13 protein-coding genes are annotated in these 18,971 nt (G+C 54.9%); 7 read left to right on the forward strand and 6 right to left on the reverse strand.

The genetic code is table 11. The features are described 5' to 3' along the window. Nucleotides 1–32: 32 nt before the first annotated feature. The 6 genes from PXC00_RS03750 (at nt 33) to PXC00_RS03775 (ending at nt 7,883) form a co-directional block, all read left to right on the forward strand. Nucleotides 33–377 (forward strand): substrate-binding domain-containing protein, encoded by a 345-nt coding sequence (locus PXC00_RS03750; protein WP_316935090.1) that lies wholly within the window; start codon nt 33–35, stop codon nt 375–377. A 304-nt stretch (nt 378–681) separates the two neighbouring features. Further along, nucleotides 682–2,067 (forward strand): ABC transporter substrate-binding protein, encoded by a 1,386-nt coding sequence (locus PXC00_RS03755; RefSeq protein ID WP_275845962.1) that lies wholly within the window; start codon nt 682–684, stop codon nt 2,065–2,067. Between the two features lie 154 nt (nt 2,068–2,221). After that, complete coding sequence (locus tag PXC00_RS03760) at nt 2,222–3,067, forward strand: carbohydrate ABC transporter permease (protein WP_275845963.1); 846 nt, start codon at nt 2,222–2,224, stop codon at nt 3,065–3,067. After that, on the forward strand, nt 3,067–3,939 hold the full coding sequence (locus PXC00_RS03765) for a carbohydrate ABC transporter permease (RefSeq protein ID WP_275845964.1): 873 nt from the start codon (nt 3,067–3,069) through the stop codon (nt 3,937–3,939). The genes PXC00_RS03760 and PXC00_RS03765 overlap by 1 nt, the downstream gene beginning before the upstream one ends. 41 nt (nt 3,940–3,980) lie before the next feature. Continuing rightward, nucleotides 3,981–5,534, forward strand: a complete 1,554-nt coding sequence (malQ, locus tag PXC00_RS03770; protein ID WP_275845965.1) for a 4-alpha-glucanotransferase — start codon at nt 3,981–3,983, stop codon at nt 5,532–5,534. 21 nt (nt 5,535–5,555) lie between these two features. Continuing rightward, nucleotides 5,556–7,883, forward strand: a complete 2,328-nt coding sequence (locus PXC00_RS03775; protein ID WP_275845966.1) for a glycogen/starch/alpha-glucan phosphorylase — start codon at nt 5,556–5,558, stop codon at nt 7,881–7,883. Between the two features lie 275 nt (nt 7,884–8,158). Here PXC00_RS03775 and PXC00_RS14080 read toward each other — a convergent pair whose 3' ends face one another. The 3 genes from PXC00_RS14080 to PXC00_RS03785 all read right to left on the reverse strand — a co-directional run bounded on the left by PXC00_RS14080 (nt 8,159) and on the right by PXC00_RS03785 (nt 13,045). Then, a complete protein-coding gene (locus PXC00_RS14080) occupies nt 8,159–8,293 on the reverse strand; it encodes a putative holin-like toxin (protein ID WP_328517246.1) in 135 nt (44 codons plus the stop codon). A 141-nt stretch (nt 8,294–8,434) separates the two neighbouring features. After that, nucleotides 8,435–10,144, reverse strand: coding sequence for an SGNH/GDSL hydrolase family protein (locus PXC00_RS03780; RefSeq protein WP_275845967.1), 1,710 nt, complete (start codon nt 10,142–10,144; stop codon nt 8,435–8,437). Between the two features lie 54 nt (nt 10,145–10,198). Further along, nucleotides 10,199–13,045, reverse strand: a complete 2,847-nt coding sequence (locus PXC00_RS03785) for a glycosyl hydrolase 115 family protein (protein ID WP_275845968.1) — start codon at nt 13,043–13,045, stop codon at nt 10,199–10,201. Nucleotides 13,046–13,353: 308 nt separating this feature from the next. Here PXC00_RS03785 and PXC00_RS03790 point away from each other — a divergent pair, with 308 nt between their 5' ends. Continuing rightward, a complete protein-coding gene (locus PXC00_RS03790) occupies nt 13,354–14,175 on the forward strand; it encodes a helix-turn-helix transcriptional regulator (RefSeq protein WP_275845969.1) in 822 nt (273 codons plus the stop codon). A gap of 48 nt (nt 14,176–14,223) precedes the next feature. On the opposite strand, the gene hemC is transcribed toward PXC00_RS03790, so the two are convergent. The 3 genes from hemC to PXC00_RS03805 form a co-directional block, all read right to left on the reverse strand. Further along, on the reverse strand, nt 14,224–16,590 hold the full coding sequence (gene hemC, locus PXC00_RS03795; protein ID WP_275845970.1) for a hydroxymethylbilane synthase: 2,367 nt from the start codon (nt 16,588–16,590) through the stop codon (nt 14,224–14,226). Continuing rightward, on the reverse strand, nt 16,587–17,834 hold the full coding sequence (gene hemA / locus PXC00_RS03800; RefSeq protein ID WP_275845971.1) for a glutamyl-tRNA reductase: 1,248 nt from the start codon (nt 17,832–17,834) through the stop codon (nt 16,587–16,589). The genes hemC and hemA overlap by 4 nt, the downstream gene beginning before the upstream one ends. Before the next feature lie 112 nt (nt 17,835–17,946). Next, nucleotides 17,947–18,870, reverse strand: coding sequence for a 4Fe-4S binding protein (locus PXC00_RS03805; protein WP_275845972.1), 924 nt, complete (start codon nt 18,868–18,870; stop codon nt 17,947–17,949). Between the last annotated feature and the right edge of the window lie 101 nt (nt 18,871–18,971).

An 18,971-nucleotide genomic window follows, 5' to 3' on the forward strand; every position in this document is an offset into this window, starting at 1 on the left:
CGGGATTTGTGCGCTACTGCGGGCTGTTCACCATGCAGCGCGGCTACGACGCTACCTGCGAGCTGCTGGCGAGCGGCCGACGGCCGACGGCAATTTTTTGTGTGGCAGACCAGCTGGCGGTGGGTGCGTGCAAGGCAATTTTCAACGCGGGGCTGCGTGTACCGCAGGATATTTCTGTCATGGGGTACGACGGCACCGAAATCGCGCAGTTTTACGAACCCTCCATCTGCACCGTGCGGCAGCCGAAAGAGAGCATCGCCAAGAAAACCGTTGAGGTGTTAATCAGCCTGATGGAGCATAAGGGGTCGAACCGCCACATTGTTTTCCCTACCGAAATCGTTGCCGGAAATTCCTGTGCCGCACCGGCAAAGCCCTGACTCTGCAGCAGAAGGCAGCTGCCTGCTTGTGTGTGCGTCAAAAGCCGGGTCACCGGCTTTTTTTGCAGGGCTTTGTTCTTCACTCTTGTACGAATCAGATAGGAAATCAGAAAAATTATAAAAAATTATAAAAAATATCACAAAACCATCTTGCATATTTTAAAATGCTGTGCTATGATAAGCGCAGCTACGAAAACGTTACCGAAATCGTTATCTAAAATCCGGAAACGTTTTCGTAAACGATCTGAAACGGTGCTTGTATTGAAACATGTATGCGCGGCATACAGAAAAGGAGAGTATTGTGATGAAGCACACGTACAAGAAAATTTTTGCAGCAGCTCTGGCAGCCTCCCTGGCGGTGTCTTTCGGCGGATGCGGGCAGTCGACAACCGGCAGTTCCACGGCAGCATCCGCCGGTTCCACGGGTTCCACCGCCGCCAAAGGGCAGGTGTACTACCTCAACTTTAAGCCCGAACAGGCGGATCAGTTTACGGCGATTGCAAAAGCCTACACCGACAAAACCGGCGTTCCGGTGAAGGTACAGACAGCGGCTTCCGGTACCTATGAGCAGACGCTGAAATCGGAGATGGCAAAAAGCGACGCGCCGACCATTTTTATCTGCAACGGGCCGGTGGGTTACAAAACCTGGGGCAGCTATTGCGCGGATTTGACCAATGCAGACCTGACCAAGCATCTGACCGATGCGTCGCTGGCACTGAAGGGAGACGGCAAAGTAGTCGGTTTGCCGCTGGCAGTTGAGGGCTACGGCATCATTTACAACCAGGCCATCATGGATAAATACTTTAAGTTGGACGGCGCCAAGGCTAAGAGCATGGATGAAATCAACAACTTTGCAAAGCTCAAAGCGGTTGCAGAGGATATGACGGCGAAGAAAAGCAAACTGGGCATTAAGGGTGTTTTCGCAAGCACTTCGCTGAAGTCCGGCGAGGACTGGCGCTGGCAGACACATCTTGCCAATATCCCAATTACTTATGAACTGGAAGACAGCAATACCGCGGTTACTTCCGGTGTCAGCGAAGTTTCTTTCAAGTATGCGAACGAGTACAAGAACATCTTTGACCTGTATCTGAACAACTCAACCGTTGACAAAAAGCTGCTGGGCAGCAAGAGCGTTGGCGACTCCACCGGTGAGTTTGCGCTGGGGCAGTGCGCCATGGTGCAGAACGGCAACTGGGTCTGGAGCGACATCAGCAAAACCGACGGCAATGTGGTGGAAGCGTCAGACATTAAGTTTCTGCCCATCTACATCGGTCACACCGGCGAGGAAAAGCAGGGGCTGTGCATCGGCACCGAAAACTTTGCCTGCATCAATTCCAAAGCCAGCGCGGACGACCAGAAGGCTTCTCTGGACTTTTTGAATTGGCTTTACACCGGTGACGGCATGGATTACGTTACCAAGAGCGGAGACGATGGTTTGGGCTTTATCGCACCTTACGATACCTTTAAGGGCAAATCACCGGATGATCCGCTTGCAAAACAAGTGACAGAATGGCAAAATAAAGACGGTATAAAAACCGTTCCGTGGGATTTCACTTGCTTCCCGAGTCAGAACTTTAAAAACAACTTTGGCGCGGCGCTGCTGCAGTATGCACAGGGGCAGAAGTCCTGGGACGATGTGAAAAACGAATTTGTGACTGATTGGAAGACAGAAGCTTCGGCCAGTAAGTAAAACCAAACAGCGGCCGCTTTGCCGGCTGCACAAAAAGATTAGTGTGTGCAGTTGCAGAAAAACGCACGCACTATCTTTTTTCGGGGCAGTTTCCGTTTTTTTCGCAGACAGCGGAAAGAACGGTCTGCCGAAAGACGGAAGGAGGAACTTTGCCATGCAGAAAACACTGCGCAGGTACTGGGCTGTTTTTACACTGCCAACGCTTGTCTGCTTTGTCATTGCGTTTTTGATTCCCTTTATCATGGGGTGCGGACTTTCCTTCGCACAGTTTACAACGGTTACCGATGCGCGCTTTAACGGCTTTTCCAATTACATCCGCGCGTTTTCCGGGGATGCAAATTTTCTGGCGGCGCTGGGGCGCACAGTCGTGTTTACCATTGCGTGCGTGGTACTCATCAATTTGTTCGGCTTTTTCCTGGCACTGATGCTGACGCGCAAAATGCGTGCAACCAGTGTGTTTCGTACCATTTTCTTTATGCCGAACTTAATTGGCGGCATTGTGCTGGGGTACATCTGGCAGCTGATTTTCAACGGCGTGCTTGCCAAGTATGAGCTGACACTGACCAGTGACGGCAAGTATGGAATTCTGGGCCTGATCATCCTGATGTGCTGGCAAATGACCGGCTATATGATGGTCATTTACATAGCGGGTCTGCAGAATGTCAGCCCTGATTTGCTGGAGGCAGCGCAGATTGACGGCGCGACGGCATGGCAAACGCTCATCCATGTGAAAATTCCCATGGTCATGCCAGCCATCACCATCTGTATGTTCATGACGCTGACCAATTCGTTCAAACTCTTTGACCAGAACCTTGCTCTGACCAACGGCGCGCCGGGCAACGACTCCGCGTTGGTTGCGCTGGACATTTACAAGACGTTTTATAGCCGTCCCGGATTTGAAGGTGTCGGTCAGGCAAAAGCTGTGGTCTTTACCGTGATTGTGGCGGCGATTGCCATGCTGCAGCTGCGGCTGACACGCGGAAAGGAGGTTGAAAACTGATGAAACAGCGGAAAAAAGCAGTGAACGCGGTCATCACCGTTCTGATGGTTTTGCTTTCCTGTGTGTTCATCGGGCCGATTCTCATTGTGCTGATGAATTCCTTTAAGGGGAAACTCTTTATTTCTGATCAGCCGTTTACCTTTCCAACGTTTTCTAAAATGGATTTGGGCGAGGCGGGCATTCAGCCCAAGACCTTTGTTGGCGGCAAGAACTATTTGAACGGCATTGAAAAAATTCATTTTTGGGAGGCGCTGGGGCGTTCGGTGTTCATTACCGTGTTTGCGGTGGCGCTGATTGTGCTGTTCACCGCCATGACCGCGTGGTTTGTAACGCGCGTCAAAAACCGCTACACCGGCACGCTGTACTATCTGTTCGTTTTCTCCATGGTCATTCCGTTTCAAATGGTTATGTTTGCCATGACGAAGGTTGCAAATGTGCTGCACCTGGATAATCCGGTGGGCATTTTGGTGCTGTACCTTGGCTTTGGCGCCGGTATGTCGGTGTTTATGTTTGCGGGCTTTGTCAAGGGGATTCCAGTTGATATCGAAGAGGCCGCAACCATTGACGGCTGCAGCCCGCTGCAGTGCTTTTTCCGAGTGGTGTTTCCGGTGATGAAGCCAACCGCCATCACGGTGGCTATTTTAAACACAATGTGGGTGTGGAACGACTACCTGATGCCCTATCTGGTAATGGGCAAGGATTACCCGACCGTACCGATTGCCATTCAGTACCTGCAGGGCGGTTACGGCAGCATTGACATGGGTGCTATGATGGCCATGCTGATTCTTGCCATTATCCCGATTATTATTTTCTATGCATTCTGTCAAAAATACATCATTGCGGGTGTTGTTGCCGGCGCGGTCAAAGGCTGAACATCAGCGGGAACAAACAAAAGCAGAAGAGGGGTGTGCTTATGAAAAGCATAGGGAAGCAGCCAAGACTCGGCCGCGGCGCCGGGGTGCTTCTTCCGGTGTCCAGCCTGCCGTCACGTTTTGGAATCGGGACGTTTGGCAGAGAAGCCTACCGATTTGTGGACTTCCTGCAGGCGGCGGGGCAGCGTTACTGGCAGGTGCTGCCGCTTGGCCCGACCAGCTATGGGGACAGTCCGTACCAGAGCTTTTCGGCGTTTGCGGGAAACCCGTATTTTATTGACCTGGAAACCCTGGTGCAGGAGGGGCTGCTGATGCAGGACGAGGCTGACGCGCCGGACTGGGGGGCAGATCCGGCAGATGTGGACTACGCAAAAATCTACCAGTACCGCTTTCCGGTTTTGCGCAGGGCGTTTGCGCGCAGCCGGCACCGCACCGGAAAGGCGTACCAGACGTTTTGTATAGAGAACCGGGCGTGGTTGGAGGAGTACAGCCTGTATATGGCGGTCAAAACACATTTTGAGGCGCACGAATGGCTGAAGTGGCCGGAAGAGCTGCGTACGGCGCAGCCGGATGTGCTCGAAAAGTACCGCAAAAACCTGCAGGAAGACATTGATTTTTGGAAATTCTGTCAGTTCAAATTCTTTACACAATGGTATAAACTAAAAGCATACGCCAATGCGCGCGGAATCCGGATTATCGGCGATTTGCCCATTTACGTTTCTCTGGACAGCGCGGATGTCTGGCTGCATCCAGATTTATTTCAGTTGGACAAAAAGCGCTGCCCGACTGCGGTGGCAGGCGTACCGCCGGACAATTTCAGTGCAACCGGGCAGCTGTGGGGAAATCCGTTGTATGACTGGGATGCCATGGAACGGGACGGCTTTGCATGGTGGAAAAAGCGAATGGCTTTTTCCGCGCAGATTTACGATGTGGTGCGAATTGACCACTTTATCGGCATTGTTCGCTACTATGCCATTCCTTATGGGGATGCCACAGCGGAAAATGGCGTGTGGCGGCGCGGTCCCGGTGCGGCACTGGTAAACGCTATCCGCTCCGTGATGGGAGAGTCCAAGGTGATTGCCGAGGATCTGGGCTGCGTGGTGCCGGAGGTTGAGGAGCTGCGGGACGCGGCGGGTTACCCCGGCATGAAGGTGCTGGAGTTTGCCTTTGACAGCGGAAGCGCAAACACCAATTTGCCCTGCCACTACGAAAAGAACTGCGTGGTGTATGGCGGCACACACGACAATGAAACGTTGGTCGGCTTTTTCAGACACCAGCCGCGCGCCAGCCTGCACTTTGCGTGTGACTACCTGCACGTTCACAAGAAAAAGCACCTGCCTGCCGCCTGCATTCGGGCGGCGTATGCAAGCACTGCGGATACAGCGGTGCTGCAGCTGCAGGACTGGTTGGGGTTGGGCAACGAAGCGCGCATTAACTTTCCGTCCACCATCGGCAGCAACTGGCGCTGGCGGCTGCTGCCGGGTCAGCTGACAGACGCGCTCAGCACCAGAATGCACGATTTTTGCGAACTGTACGCCCGCCTGCCGGCAGTGCAGCAAATAGGAGCCGCGGCAGCAGAGGATTCAAAAGCTTGAGAAACAAAGGAGGGTCTGCATATGCAGCCATTTCAGGAGGCAATCGTCAAAAAATTAAAGGAAACATACCACACGGAGCCGGCAAAAGCAAACACCAAACAGCTTTATAATGCGGTGTCAGCGGCTGCGCTTGACACCTGCTGGGACACTTGGCAGCGACCGGTTACCGGAAAAACCGCCTGCTACTTTTCGGCGGAGTTTCTGCTGGGGCGGCTGATTCACAGCAACCTGCTCAACTTGGGGCTGCTGGATGAAACTGAAGCGCTGCTGCATGATGCGGGCATCAGCCCGAATGTGTTTGAAGAAGTGGAGGATGACGCCCTTGGCAACGGCGGTCTGGGCCGCCTGGCTGCCTGTTTTTTGGACAGCGCCGCCACGCAGGGAATCCCGCTGATGGGGTACGGCATCCGCTACCGGTACGGCCTTTTTAAGCAGCACTTTACTTACGGCTGCCAGCAGGAGGAAGCAGATAACTGGCTTGCTTGGGGCGACCCGTGGAGTGTCCGCCGCGAGGAGGAAAAGGTGCGCGTGGACTTCGGCGGCCAGAGCGTCTGGGCAGTTCCGTACGATATGCCGATTATCGGCTACGGCGGCAAAACCGTGAACACCCTGCGCCTGTGGCAGGCAGAGGCACTGGAGCCGTTTAACTTTCAATTATTTAATGCGCAGAAGTACCACGAAGCGGTGCAGCAGGAAAATGATGCGGAGGCCATTTCAGCGGTACTGTATCCGAATGACGACACCGAGGCGGGCAAGCGCCTGCGCTTAAAGCAGCAGTATTTCTTTTCCAGTGCGTCGCTGCAGAGCCTGCTGAACGCATACACAGCACAGTTTGGAACGGATTACAGCCGTTTTGCGGAGCAGTATGCCATTCAACTGAATGATACGCACCCCACGGTTTCCATTCCCGAGCTGCTGCGTCTGCTCATGACACAAGGGCACATGGCATTTGAAGAAGCATTTGCGGTGGTACAGCAGACCTTTGCGTATACCAATCACACCATCATGGCGGAGGCACTTGAAAAGTGGAGCCTGCCGCTGTTCCAGTCCGTTTTGCCGGAAGTGTATCCGTATGTCGTGCTGCTGCAGAACCGCCTTTCCAATGCGCTTGTGCAGAAGCAGATTTCAGACACCTGGAAGTACAACCTGATTCAGGACGGCATGGTGCACATGGCGCGCATGGCAATTTATGCGACACACTCCACCAACGGTGTGGCAAAGATTCATACGGAAATCATCAAGCACACCGCTCTGCCGGAGTGGTACGCGCTGTATCCGGAGCGCTTTAACAACAAAACCAACGGCGTAACTCAGCGCCGCTGGCTGAAGTTGTGCAATCGGGAGCTTGCCGCGTTTATCAGCGACCGAATCGGCACCGGTTGGATTACAGATTTTTCGCAGCTTGCAAAACTGAAGCCCTATGCGGAGGATGCCGCCTCACGCGAGCAGTTCCTGCGCATCAAGCGCGAAAAGAAAAATCAGCTTGCCGATTATATGTACCGAAAAGACAACTTTGGCTTAAATACGGAAAACCTCTTCGACATACAGGTCAAGCGCCTGCATGAGTACAAGCGGCAGCTGCTCAATGCGTTTTCCATTCTGGATACCTACTTCGGGCTGAAAGACGGACGGATTCGGGATTTTTACCCCACGACGTTTATCTTTGGGGCAAAGGCCGCGCCGGGCTATGTCCGCGCCAAGGGCATTATCAAGTTCATCAATGAAGTTGCCAACCTCGTGAATTATGACAATGCGGTCAACCGCGTCATGCAGGTGATTTTTGTGAGCAACTACAATGTTTCCTATGCGGAAAAGCTGATTCCCGCCGCAGACATCAGCGAGCAGATTTCCACCGCCGGCACAGAGGCTTCCGGTACCAGCAACATGAAATTTATGATGAACGGCGCCGTGACCATGGGCACCTACGACGGTGCCAATATCGAAATTGTGCAAAATGCGGGAGAAGAGAACAATTACATTTTCGGCGCACGCGTCGAGGACCTTGAGAAAATCAAGGATACCTACCATCCCAAGGCACTGTACGAGCAGGAACCGCGCATCCGCCGCGTGGTGGATACTTTGGTGGACGGCACCCTGACCGATGGCGGCAGCGGTTGGTTTCGCGAGCTGTATGATTCGCTGCTCGAAGGCGCCAGCTGGCACAAGCCGGACAATTATTACCTGCTGCAGGACTTCCTGCCGTACTGTGATGCGCGTCTGCGCGCCAATGCGGACTACCGGAACCGGGATGCGTTTGCAAAGAAGTGCCTGCTGAACATTGCGGCGGCAGGGCCTTTCACCAGCGACCGTACCATCCGGCAGTATGCGCAGGAGATCTGGCATCTGTGAAGCTTTTCCGTCTTTGAAGTTTCGTGCCCGATAAATCCCCACAATCCGCTGTGACTTTCCCTGCGCCGCTGAAAAGGGAAAACAGCCGACGGCGTTTGACACACCGGCGTCAAAAAAAGCCGCACGCACGCGGCTTTTTTTGACTTGCAAGGAGCCAATGCCTATGGTATATTGGTTAGCAAGAGCAGCCGCCCACAAAGTGGTTACCCTCCGCTGATGTAAATGGCTTCTAAGAAGTCGCACCTACCCGGCTGGGCATAGCAGGGTAGGTCTTTTTATTGCTGATGCTTACTTACATAAGTCAGCAGTGCAAGCAGAAAATTTCCTGCCAGAAAGATCAAACAGAATGTTTGATAAGTATCCATTGCACTTTCCCCCTCGTGATACACACAGAGGGGAACCCGCCCCATGCACGGTTGCTCTTGTCTTCATCCTAATTCTTTCTGCAAAGAGAGTAAAGAAAACGCTGTCGAAAAGAACGCTGCTGCCAGAATAAATTGCCGGACAAAAAGGGACAGTGCCCCGAAAGCGGCACTGTCCTTTTCTAAAAGCTATTTTACATAGCCGAAGCCCAGAATGGTAAATTTCTTGCTGCGGTCTGTTTCCACCATGCGAAGCTCTACCGTGTGTGCTTTGGCGGTTTCCTCATGGAACAGAATCAGCGGGTTGCAGTGTGTCCAGCCGATGGTGCGGGGGTTGACGGTCATCACTTTTTTGCCGTCCACAAAAACATCCGCCTGACCGGCATTGGTTTCACCGGAGTCTTTGTAAACCAGCAGCAGTGCCTTGCAGGTAAGCTGCAGCCGGAAAGCATCGTTATTGGTTTCTGTGCCGGTGTGACACCAGTTGTACGGGAACTCCGGCGTGGTTTCCAGATGGTCGTCCTGCTCTACGCACTGCAGGTCATCGTCATGTTCCGCAAAACTGCCGCAGTCGATTTTTGCACCGATAAAGTTATCTTTGCGGTCCAGCAGGCGGACATCTTCATAGGTGCCGCCCAGAACCGGCTTCTGCTGCAGAAGCGCTTCCGTTTGGTCGGCTTCCGTTTTCTTCTGCGCCACAGCCTGCTTTACCAGATACGCCAAGCAGTCTGCCATGATGAGGTGCCCCGTGTTGCTCGGATGGAACACATCGTAGAAGAACTGATTTTTAGACAGCACACGGCCTTCGCCCGGCTTTAGTGGGAACTGCGGACTGACCGCGTCCAGAATGCTGACCATGGGCAGGTGGTACAGCTTGCCGACAGGCGAAAGGCGCTCCTGCAGGTTCCAGTCGTGCGCAAACACGCAGAACAGCAGAATCACAGCGGGCTGCTCCGGCAGCTTCAAGGCTTTGCGCACCAGACTTTCGTAGCAGATTCCTTTGGTTTCGTCCCCTTCGTCGTTGACGGCAAATTCAATGACCACGAGGTCGGGTTTGACACTGCCGTCGCGCAGCACGTCGCGTTCAAAACGAATCATGCCCAACTCAGACGGTGTGCCGCCGACACCGGCTTTAATCAGGTGAACATTGCTGCCTGTGCCGTATGTTTCCGCGAAGCGGCGGTAAAATTGATAGGCATAACTTTCTGTGTTGATGGGCGTGGCGCCTGCACCCTGCGTGATGGAGCCGCCGATGAATGCAATGGTGACATCCTCGCCGCGCTGTGCTTTGGCGGCCGCTTTTTTCAGGCGGGCGGTGTTGCCCAATTGCAGCAGGGAACGTGCAATCATTTTTTTGTAGTCGCCCGAAGCAAAGTCGATTGCCTGGTCTTCGATCGGTTCGGGGGCGGTAAAGCCGTCATTTAAGTAGAAGCGCACACTGACGTTTGCCAGAAGCTCCGGTGTGTCAAACTCGAACCGAATCTGTCCCGGCACGTTATCCTCTGCCGACCACGCAATTTCGTTGAGGTGGATGCGGGTTTCCATGCCGTTGCCGGTCAGTTTGGCGCGGATGTTGGTGCCGCTGCCGTAAACGTCCGTTTTGCCGTACATCTGAAAGACAAATTCCAGGGCTTCGTTCGGATTTTCCGTTTGTGCGCTAACGCCGATGCTGTGTACCAGCTTCCGGAAACCGGCAGTTGTTTTCAGCAGGTCCAGGGTGGCTTCATCGGTGATGTTGCCCGCAATTTGCGCGCTGTTAATGAGGCGGCCGTTGTCCTCATAAATAAACTGGACGCCTTTGCCGCTTTCCTGCTTTGCGCCGAACACTTCCTTGTCGCGCATAATGTAAAAATAGGGGCGTTTTTTCTCAGGATCTTTTGGTGCAACCGGTCCGTTCATTCTGTGGTTCCTTCTTTCTTTAAAGTCAAATAAAAAGTGAAATTCGTTTTCGTGTTATTCGCAGAAATAGGTTTCCTGCGGTCCCAGATATGAGGACAGCAGGCGGTCCGTACTGCGAACCAAAACGATTTTTTCAAGTGTAAAGCCGGGGTCCAGGGCAAAAACGCGCAAGGTGTTGATACCATCCTGCAGAGATACCCGGCACGGTGTCACCCGAATCTGATCCAGCACCATTTCGCACCACGGCGCGCAGGCAGGATTGCCGGCATCGTAGCCCTCTGGCAGCAGCGTCACAGTTTGTGTTTCCTCATGATTTACCTGCAGGCCGAAGGACAGGTTCTGTCCACTCTCCGGCGGATTGGCGGGCGCGCTGTAAAACAGGGCGGTCCATACACCGGCGCCGGTGGTGCGTACAGCGTAATCCAGGCAAGGTGCGGTTTTCGGTGTGAAGCTTGCGGTACAGGGCAGCGCCTTGACGCCGGAAAGCGTTTTTCCGTATGCCGGCAGAACGGTGAAAGCACCGCCGTTTCCCGGCCGGCAGGCAGCGAAGTGCTCTGCTTCGATAGAAATCAGACCGCCTGCTTCCAGAAAAGTTTTCGGCGGGCACTGGGGCAGCACCGCATAGTCGGCGCAGAGTACAAAGCGCAGGTTTCCCCCCGTGTACCGGACGGTGAAGCTGCTGTCTTTCGGCAGAAGCGTTTTGTTGACGGTCACTTGAATTTCTTCCCGCTTGGAAACGACGCCCACGGTTTTGGAAAACGTGACGCCGGGAACATCGCAGTCCACGGTGAAAGCGACCGGCGCCGCGCTGGCATTGAGCAGGACGAAGCTGCCGGTGTTGATGCCCGCCTCCAGGAACTGCCGCATCAAAAGCGGCTTTCCCGTCCAGTCACCGCCGGAGGTGCAGGTGCCTTCTCCTGCTACATAGCCTACCAAACGCGGCTTGCCGGCAGGCTCCACAGACATCTGTACCGGATAGCGGCAGTCCTCATCATTCCAGTGGGTAAAGCCGATGTGTTCGGAAAGTCCCATGCCGTTCCATTTGCCGCCGAGCAGATGGTGGAAGGTTTCCGTCAGCGCGCGGTCGCGCGCGAGGCAGGCTTTCATGGCTTCCGCGTAATCATTCGCGATGGTCGCGCCGACTTCTGCCGCAAAATGATTCCAGCCGGCGTATAGGTTCAGCTCCAACACATTGAGATTTCCCATGGCGGGGTAGTACACTAGTTCCCAGAATTCCGGCAGCAGTTCCTGCGGCACATTCTGCTTTAAAAACTCCAGTTTTTCCTTGATTCCCTCTGCCTGCCGCAAAACTCGCTCCGCCTCGGCATAGTGCACCGGATGGTAGGTGTCCGGCCGCAGGGCTTCTGGCTTGCGGTTATGGCTGAGCTTGGTGTATCCGCGCATCACATCTGCCAGCAGGGTTTTCTGCCGCGGCGGCAGCGCGCGGAATTCACGCTGCACCCAGCTTTGCAGATATTCTTCCGGCGCGTTCAGGTTTTTGCTGCCCCATTTTTCATAGTCATACGCCAGATCCATGAAAAAGCTGAGGGGATACTCCTGAAACTTCAAATCGCCGACGTTGACCACCCAGATGTCACGGATGCCGAATTCATAGGCTTCGGTCATCTGGTCCCACACCTTGGGCAGGTAGGAGCTGTTGACCCATTCATACGAAACGGGACCGCCATGGTAGTCGAAATGGTAGTACATTCCCCAGCCGCCGCGGTGACCGCGCAGCGCTTCGGTGGGCAGAGTGCGCATATTGCCAAAGTTATCTTCACAGAGCATCAGGGTAACGCCGTCCAGACCGTCCCAGTCTTTCAGACCGGGAGTGCTTTTGTCTCCGTAAAAATACGCTTCTACTTCTTTGTAAAGTGCCAGCATCTGCGGCATTTCTCCGGAAACCGGTGTGACCGTTTCGGTAATGAGCCGACGCTGCTCGGTGATGATGTCCTTGAGCAGGTCGATGTTCTGCTTTAGTGTGGCGTCCGGACCCAGCATAGAGGAATCCCGCTCGCCGCGCATACCAATGGTGATGACGTTTTCATACTTTCCGCTGCGCTGTAAACCGTCGTGCCAGTAGCGCAGCAGCCCTTCGCGGTTGGTGTAGTAGTTCCACTCGTTGCCGTAGGGCGAGTTTTCGCCGCGCACTTTGTCCCATTCCTCACTGTGGCGCAGGCAAGGTTCGTGGTGGGAGTTGCACATGACCACGCCGTACTCATCTGCCAGCCTTGCATTTTCTTCGCCGGGGCCGTCCAGCGTGAAGGAGGAGGTCCACATGGCAGGCCAGAGGTAGTTGCCCTTGAGCCGCAGCAGGGTTTCAAAAATCATGTCGTACATTTCTGCGGTGAAGCCGCCGAAGTGCGCAAAGGTCCAGTTACCGAAAGCGGGCCATTCGTCATTGATAAAAAACCCACGGTATTTGACTGACGGTTCCTTGGAAATGAAATTGTCCTTTTCCGTAAAAGTAACCTTTGTCTGTTTCTGCGGAACCGCATCCCCGAAGCGCACCCACGGAGAAACGTGCAGCAGCTCGGACAAGTGAAACAGACCGTAAATGGTGCCGCGCTTGTCACTGCCGGCAATGACCAGTGCCTGCTCCACCCCTGCAAAAGGTTTGGAAACCAGTTGAAACGAAAACGTTTCCCACTTGCCGCGGATGGCGGAAAAGTCCGCTTTTCCCGCCTGCTCCAGCTGCTGCAGCAGCGGACTGTGCGCCAAGGTGCCGATAATGACCGGGGCGGCGCAGCCTGCGGGATTCAGCCGAATTTCCGGGCAGACGCCGGTGACCAGCTGGGTGTCGCCGCAGACTTTCTTTGCAATTTTTGCGACACCGGTGTATGCTTCGCGTTCCAAAATCCAGCAGGCGGCGGTGCCGCCCTTGACGAACGAAAATTCCATTTTCATGCTCCTTATCCCTGCGCATACGCATTGCGTTTTGACGATTTATGCGGCCGCCGGCGGTTCGGTTGCAGCGGCTTGGTGAATTCGCATTCAGTATACACGATTTTTTAAAAAAAGCCATGACCTATTTCACGCTGTTTGCACAATTTCGTACTCCGCCGGGAAAATAGCGGCTGCAAAAATTTTGCGGCAGGGTGCCGCCGCCGGGCGCGGTTTTCTGCCGAGGCGCGCCTTGCAATCCCCGCCAAAATCCTTTATACTGCTGGGGAACAGCTGTAAATTTTCAAACAACAGAGAGGAACGTTATGCAGGTACAGGACAGAAATTCCATTTGCAATATTTTTCCGCATATCTTCTATACCGTCAACCGCGTTGCGCTGCCGGAGTGGTTTCTCGACAACCGAACAGCGTGTCACAACCTGATGCTGGTGTACGGCGGCAGGGCCGAATTCACCTGCAACGGCACCGCGAAGCCGGCGGCGGCCGGCGACCTGTTTTACTTTAAGCCGGGGGACTACCGCACCGCCCATACCTTTGCCGACTGCCCGATGAAAAGCTTCGCGGTGGATTTTACGTATATCTGCCCAACTTTCTTTGACGGTACCTGGCAGTCGCGCGAGCCGGCGCTGCCGTTTTCCTTTCAGCAGCATTTGGCAGAGCCATACTTAATGGATCGGCTGACGACTCTGTTTTTCCAAATGAATGAAACCGCGCTTTCTGTTCCGGACCCGTCAGACCGGCAGGTGCGCGAGATTTTCACCCAGATTCTGTTGCTGCTGTTTCAGGCAGTGCAAAGGCGCCCCTATGATTTCTCTGCCGCCCAAAAGGTAGAAACGGTTATCCACTACATGACCCGACACTTTACAGAGCCGCTCACACTGGCGCAGCTGGCAGCCTGTGTGCAAATCAGCGAATCCTATCTGGGAAAAATTTTCAAGACTGTCACGGGTAAGTCACCGGTTGACTATTTAATCGGTATCCGCATTAGCCGCGCAAAGGTTTTGCTGAAAGAGGGAATGTCCGTTTCGGAAGCGTCCCGCAAGGCAGGTTTCAGCGATATTTATTACTTCAGCCGCACATTTAAAAAACGGGAGGGTCTGAGCCCTTCCGCCTTTGCCGCTTTATAAACGGGACTGGATTTATTTTGCCGCCGCGCAGGTTTGCCGGCGGCCTTTTTACTGCAGTTTTTGCTGTGCCAGCAGTGCCTTAACCATGGCATCCGGCGAGGCGCTGTCTGCCTCCAGAATGGAAGCAACGCCGCACTGCCGCAGGGCTGCACTGCACTTTGGCCCGATGCTGACCACGGTGGTCTGTGTGCCCCACGCCGCGGGAACGTGCCCCAGCGCCTGCAGCACGCGCTTTGCAGAGGAAGCACAGGTAAAGAAGACCGCTTCGCAGGATGCAGCGAAAGTGGGGTCAAACTCCTTTGGGGGAACCGGACGGTTTTCGTAAATGGGAAGTTCCTCAAAATGGCAGAATGCGGCAAGCACGTCCCGAATGCTATGGTCGGCCTGCGCGGCTTTGGGGTACCACACCGTGTCAGACAGCGAAAGCACCCGGCCAAGCGTTTGACACAGGCTGCTGCTGTTTGCTGTTTCTGCGGTCAGGTCAGGGTGCAGACCGTATTGCCGCAGGTGCCTGCCTGTGCTGTGCCCAATGACCGCGATTTTTGTGTTGGCAAGGCTGCGACTGTCCAATCCGGCAGCCTGCAGGGAAGCGAAAAACGCATCGATTCCATTCCGGCTGGTAAAGAGTATCCAGCGGACTGCCTGCAGCTTTTCTGCAGAGAGCGCCGCCGGAATCTGCACGATTTCACCGACGGTAACTTCCTGCACTTCCGCGCCGCACGCGCGCAGTTTCTGTGCCAGCGGCGCGGGGCGCGTGCCGATTTTGGGCACCAGACACCGCTTGCCGAACAGGGGCTGCTTCTCAAAGAAATTCAGCTTGTCCCGCAGCCGCACCACGCCGCCGACCACAATGAGGGCAGGAGAGGGCAGGCAGGCTGCTTCCACAGCCTTTGCCAGATGCTGTAAGTCCGCTGTGCAGACACGCTGCCGGGGCGTGGCGGCGCAGGAAATCACTGCCGCGTCGGTTTGCCCGTCCATGCCGGCTTGCAGCAGTCGTTGAGTAATTTCGCCGACCTTGCTTAGCCCCATCAGGAAGACGCAGGTTTCGCGGCTTTTTGCCAATGCGTCAAAGTCGATATCGGCAAGAGCATCCGTCTGTCCGTGTGCTGTCAGTACATGAAAACCGGAGGCAATGCCGCGGTGCGTAATGGGAATGCCGGCACAGGCAAGACCTGCCGTGGCGGAACTGACGCCGGGAATTACCGAGAAGGGCACGCCGGCTTCCCGCAGGGCAAGTGCCTCTTCGCCGCCGCGCCCAAAGACGTAAGCGTCCCCGCCTTTCAGACGTACCACTTTGTCGTACTGCATGGCTTTGGCAATCAGCAGGCGGTTGATGGCGTCCTGCCGCATGGAGGGGTGGGCGTTCTGCTTGCCGACGAAGATTTTTTCACACTGCGGCTTGGCAAGGGTGGGCAGCTCCGCTGGAGAAAGCCGGTCGTACAGAATGCAGTCGGCTTCACGAATCTGCCGCAGCCCCTTGACGGTGACCAGTTCGCTGTCTCCGGGGCCGCCGCTGACCAGACAGACGGTGCCGGCCAGCTGGCTGCGAATCCGGCGGGCGGCTTGTGCGGCAAGCCGCTGCGGGTCGCTGCCGGTGACAGACGCGCGGGCAAGGCGGCTGCCGTCTTCCCGACCATACAGCGCGTCCAGACGGAACGCACCGTTCTGTGGGGTGCAGAGCGCACCGACTGGCATATGGCAGTCCGCGCCGATTTCACGCAGGAACGCACGCTCAGCCTGTGCGGTCGTTTCAGCGTTTTCCTCGCTGAATGCTTGGAGCATTTGCAGCAGACCAGTGTTTTCACGCCGGCACTCCAGTGCGAGAAATCCCTGCGTCGGGGAGGGAATCATCTGCGCCGGTTCCAGATACTGTGTAATGCGCTGCTGCAGTCCAAGCCGGTGCAGACCGGCGGCTGCCAGCACGATGCCGTCTAGCTTCTGCTCCTCCATCTTGCGCAGGCGGGTGTCAACATTGCCGCGCAGATTGACAATTCTCAGATCCGGCCGGAGCGCCAGCAGCTGAAACGCGCGCCGCTTGCTGCCGGTACCGATAACCGCACCTTGCGGCAGTTCCTGCAGCGAGGGGGTTTCTCGCAGGATTAAAGCGTCGCGCGGATCTTCGCGCGGCCATGCCTTGGCAAAGACCAGTCCTTCCGGCAGCACAGCGGGCATATCTTTCATGCTGTGCACACCCAGTTGAATTTCATCCTGCAAAAGCTTCTGCTCGATTTCCCGCACAAACAGGCCGCTGCCACCAATTTCATGCAGCGGGCGGTTCTGCACCACATCTCCCTTTGTGGAGATGATTTCGATTTCAAAGGTATGCTCCGGATAAGCCTGCCGCAGTTTGTCACAGACGGTTTCTGTTTGTATCAGTGCCAGTTTGGAGCCGCGGGTTCCAATCTTTATTTTCATGAAACGTGTTCCTCCTGTTCAATCTGAAACAGCCGGCGAACCACCTCTTTGTACTGCTCCTGTTCCTCACTGGAGTGCGGGCGCTTCAGTTCCAGAATCGGCTCCCGCAGCAGGCGGCGCAGGGCTGCGTCCAGTGTGCGCCGGACAATTTTTTGCTCGTGGTCGGTGAGTTCCAGCCTGCGGTCCAGATACTGAAAACTGTCGTCGCTGATTTCCCGGCAGCGCTGCTGCAGCGAGGCGATGGTGCTGTCCATCCGGCTGGCGGCAAGCCAGCGGCCGGTTTCCTCCAGTGCTTCCTGAATGTAGGCTTTGCTTTTTTCTGCCAATTGATTCCGCTGTTCCTGATTTTTCAGGACAGTCTGCTGCAAGCTGTCCAAATCCCACAGGTGGCACAGTGGGTTTTGTGCGAAGGCAGGGTCAATGTCCCGCGGGGCTGCCAGATCCAGCAGGTACAGCGGGTCGGTTACGGTGCAGTCACAGCTGCGCAAAACCAGATGGGGGGCAGAGGTCGCGGAAATGACGATGTCGCTCTGTTGCAGGGCGGCGTAGCGCTCCGGATAAGCAATAATGCGGATACCTGCAAATTCGTGCTGCAGTGCCTGCGCGTGCGACAGCGTGCGGGAGCAAACGATGACATGGCCCGCACCGCAGTCGCAGACATAGCGCAGCGCCAAAGCTGCCATTTTTCCGCTGCCGAGGATCAGCACGCTGCGTCCCGCAATGCCGCAGGCGGCTTTCAGTTGGCAAATGCCGACGTAGCTGACCGACAGGGGAATTTCGCTGATTTTCAGCTCCGTTTTGATGCGCTTGGCGCACGCGACTGCGTCTGTTACCACCCGGCTCAGTTCCTTTTTGCTGAAGCCCATTGCTTTGGTGAAGTCGAGTGCGCTTTTTACCTGCCCCAGAATCTGGTCTTCGCCCAGAACCTGTGACTCCAGACCTGCCGTGACGGCAAACAGATGCGCCAGCGCATCCTTGCCGGTACAGCCGTTCAGGCAGTCTGCCAGCGGCACTTCGGGAAAGGTACGCTCCAGCAGCGCCTTCATCTGGTTATACTGCTCCGAGTGGGTAAAAAAGAAATATGCTTCTGTGCGGTTGCAGGTGGAAAGCAGCAGACACTGCTCCACACCGAAGGATTCCGCATGGTTGAGAAACGTCAGCTTTGCGCTGTCGGTAAAGGAAGCCTTGTCCCGAATGTTTAGTCCCGCACTTTTGTAACTTAATCCCCAAAAGCCAAACTGCATGATTGTCACCCTGTTTCCTGAAGTTGTTTTTTGTTGTAAAAAAAGGAGCTGCAAAGCGGCAGCTCCTCTCCATACGGTATTTTCAGCAGATTGCACCGCCGACCAGTTACCGCTATGCGTCCAGAATCTGCTGCTTGCGCTGCAGAATCTCATCTGAAAGCAGCTGCTTTTCCACATTTTCAAAACCCAGACGGTCAATGGTCTGGGCAAAGCGTTCGCCGGTTTTGCCCTGCTCACGGAACAGCAGAATTGCCTTGTCAACCACGCGCAGCAGTTCCTCTTCCGAAGTGAAAATTTTGTGTAACGGTTTGCCGTGTGCGGTCTGCTTGCCCCAGCGTCCGCCGATGTACACCCGGTAGCCGGGCGTGCCGCTTTTAATCGCGTTAAAAGGACACTTTTTCACACAGCGGCCGCAATGGTTGCAGATTTCTTCATGGATATGCATGACGCCATCGTCTGCAAACCTTGGTGCGTGCATCGGGCAGGCTGCTTCGATTTGGCACTTTTTGCATCCTCTGCACATTTCCTTATCCACGCGGGGAACCAGCTGACCAACAATACCGAGATCATTGAGGGTGGGTTTTACGCAGTTGTTCGGACAGCCGCCAACCGCAATTTTAAACTTATGCGGCAGCTGTACTGTTTGATACCCCTTGTAAAACTGCTCATGGATTTTCTGCGAAAGCGCAAAGGTATCATACAGCCCGTACTGGCAGGTGGTTCCTTTGCAGGAAACCACCGGACGCACCACCGAACCGGTGCCGCCGGTTTCCAGCCCGACGGACGCAATAAACTGGCGGAATGCTTCGATTTGCGCAAAAGGAATGCCGCGGACCTCAATGGACAGGCGTGTAGTAAATTCCACCTCGCCGTTGCCGAACTTTTCGGCGGCCAGCGCCACAGCGGCGGTCTGCGCAGCGGTGATCTTTCCGTTTGCGGTTATGATTCTGCCGTTAAACAGATTGGTGCCTTTATTGTGCAGAAAGCCAAGTGGCTTGACCTGCTTGATTTGTTCTGCGGTTAATGTACATGCCATGGTGTTAACTCCTGTTTCTTATAAATCTATAATGCAAAAACCGGCACGTTGGCAAAGGGATGCCATCCTCCGGTGTTTTGGTATTGGTGCAGGCGTAAAAA

The organism is Caproicibacterium argilliputei (assembly GCF_029211325.2).
In the GTDB taxonomy this organism is placed as follows: Bacteria; Bacillota; Clostridia; order Oscillospirales; family Acutalibacteraceae; genus Caproicibacterium; species Caproicibacterium argilliputei.